At 28.8% G+C, this 1,605-nt stretch carries 2 protein-coding genes; both read right to left on the minus strand.

The features are described 5' to 3' along the window. Positions 1-98 precede the first annotated feature (98 nt). Positions 99-932, minus strand: coding sequence for an IS3 family transposase (locus HMPREF0078_RS08805; protein WP_081445750.1), 834 nt, complete (start codon positions 930-932; stop codon positions 99-101). 82 nt (positions 933-1,014) lie between these two features. Beyond that, complete coding sequence (locus HMPREF0078_RS08810) at positions 1,015-1,548, minus strand: helix-turn-helix domain-containing protein (RefSeq protein ID WP_004839952.1); 534 nt, start codon at positions 1,546-1,548, stop codon at positions 1,015-1,017. Positions 1,549-1,605: the final 57 nt, after the last annotated feature.

Raw genomic sequence — 1,605 nt, forward strand, 5'->3', positions numbered from 1 at the left:
TTAAGGTGACCCCATAAAGTTGGACCTAATACCAGAGTTAGGACTAAACTAGCTCTGGTATTTCTTTTTCCTTTCCTACCCCTAGGGGTAGGAAATTTTCATGCTGCATTCTTCTTTCTATATTCTACTGGCGATAAGTATCCTAATTTTTCTTTTATTCTTTCTTCGTTATAATATTTTATGAAAGCTTCGATTGTTTGTTTTAAGTGCTCATATGAATAGAATTTATTTCCGTAATATATTTCTTGTTTTAATATTCCAAAGAAGTTTTCCATTGGCGAGTTATCTAAGCAGTTGCCTTTTCTGGACATGGATTGGATTATACTATTTGATTCTAGTTTTGATGTGTATTGTTTTACTTGGTATGCCCAGCCTTGATCTGAGTGGAATATTCTTTCTTCTTTTGCTTTGTTAGTTATTTCTATAGCTTTATCTAAGGCTTTTATGATTGGTTCTATTGTTGGGTGTTTTGATATTTCATAGCTTAGTATTTCACTGTTGTACATATCTAGGTATGGGTTTAAATAGAGTTTCTTTATTTGATAGGTTCCTGATTTATCTTTTTCTAAATACTTAAATTCTGTTGTGTCTGTTGTTATTTGTGTGTATGGTTTTTCTACTTTAAAGTTTCTCTTTATTTTATTATCAGCTATTTTTCCAATAGTCCCTTTGTAGGATGAGTATTTTCTAGATTTTCTTGAATAACTTTTTACTTGTAGTTTTAACTTTTGTATCAGCCTTTGTACTTTCTTTTTATTTGTTGTTAGTCCTAATCTTTTTAACATGGCTGTTATTCTTCTGTAGCCATAGTTTGGATTGTCTTTTCTTATCTTAAGTATTTTCTTTTCTATTTCTATATCTTTATTCGGTCTATTTAAGTGTTTTTGCCAATACATGTATGTTGATTTTGAAATATTAAAGTATTTTAACAAGTCTTTTAGTTTGTATTTGTTTCTTAAGAGCTTGATTGTTTCAGTAATTGTCTTATTTCTGCTTCTGTCATTTGAGACAATTCTATCTTTTTTTTATTGCATCATTTTCTAATTTAAGCCAATAGTTTTTTTCTTCTAATTTCTTTATTTTTTCTTTTAATTGTGCTTGTGTTAATGATTCGTTTTCTATATTAGTTATGTTTGCTGATGATTCTATTTTTGTGGCTTTTGATTTATTTTGGGATTTTGGCATTTTTGAAGGTCTTCCTCTCTTTTTAGATTTCAGTCCTTCTATGCCTTTTTCTCTAAAGTCTATTACCCATCTTGCTATTATTGATGGGTTGTTTATCTTTAATTCATTTGCTAGGCTTTGATAGGACATTTCTCCTGTTAAGTACAAGTTTACTACATTTAACTTGAATTCCAAAGTGTATTGTGTATTTTTTCTCTTTACTTTTAGTCCTTCATTGCCTTGCGACTTGTATGCATTTACCCATCTTTTTACTATTTCTTGATGAGAAAGTTTATATTTTTCAGCTAATTTTTTAAAGCTTATATTTCCTTTTAAATATTCATTTACTATTTTTGTTTTGAATTCTTTGCTATATTTTGCCATTAAAAAAACTGACCTCCTTTAGTTAGTTTTTTGGTCTAACTTTTGGGGGTCAGTTCA

Origin of the sequence: Anaerococcus vaginalis ATCC 51170 (assembly GCF_000163295.1) — a bacterium.
Lineage (GTDB): Bacteria > Bacillota > Clostridia > Tissierellales > Peptoniphilaceae > Anaerococcus > Anaerococcus vaginalis.

Bases quoted from the DNA above. Each gene is read 5' to 3' on its own strand.
- HMPREF0078_RS08810 (WP_004839952.1), bottom strand. From the start codon at position 1,548: ATGGCAAAATATAGCAAAGAATTCAAAACAAAAATAGTAAATGAATAT.